This is a genomic window from Psychrobacter sp. 1Y4, from assembly GCF_051847555.1.
This window is the reverse complement of the sequence record NZ_JBPYDE010000495.1, coordinates 1-737: the sequence shown is the minus strand read 5'-3', so window position 1 is coordinate 737 and position 737 is coordinate 1. Positions and strand designations below refer to the sequence as shown.

Sequence of the window (737 nt, the reverse complement as noted above, 5' to 3'; positions counted from 1 at the left end):
AGAGTCAGTCCGTTATATAAAAAAGATGAATGAATTAGCCGGGTTTTAACTTTTGGTATTTTTATAGATGCTATATAGATAGACCTCGATAACGATGTTAGTACTGATGGCATAGGGTTTGACGAGGTAAAAGGTAATCGTTGAATAAATAACCAGTGACGATGCAGAATATACGAGCTATAACATTTGGTAACTGATATTATTGGTTGCTGTTGCTATAATAGATACCAAGCTACAGTGAAATATATCTTATAGCTTGTGAATATTAAGTTAATAAAGGTCTATGTGGTCAAATACTTGACTCGTGGACTAAGAATAACAGCTAGGTTAATTTTGGATTCATAATAATACGTGATACTGTGTTACGCAATAACGTGTATTAAGCGATAACATTCACTTCAAACAATAAACTCAGCCAATTTAGCTCGATACTAAGTGTTTCTATTACTAAGGCGTATCTATTTTAGATATGTCTATGTTTAGAGAGACAGTAGTATGAGTGGCCAAATAAGCAAGGATAAAATAATTATGTCAAACATTACACTGCCAGATCTACCATATGCAAAAGACGCGCTAGAGCCACATATCAGCGCCGAGACGCTAGAGTATCATCATGACAAGCACCATGCTGCTTATGTCAACAAGCTAAAAGACATGCTGCCAGGTTCTGGTCTAGAAGACAAAACATTGCCAGAAATCATCGTAGCGACTGCTAAAGATGACAGCAAGCAAGGTAT

The 737-nt window shown here is 36.1% G+C and carries 1 pseudogene; it reads left to right on the top strand.

Going from position 1 to position 737, the window contains the following annotated elements:
- Positions 1–528: 528 nt before the first annotated feature.
- Positions 529–737 (top strand): annotated as a pseudogene (locus ACS8FC_RS17165) (superoxide dismutase [Fe]); the annotation flags it as partial.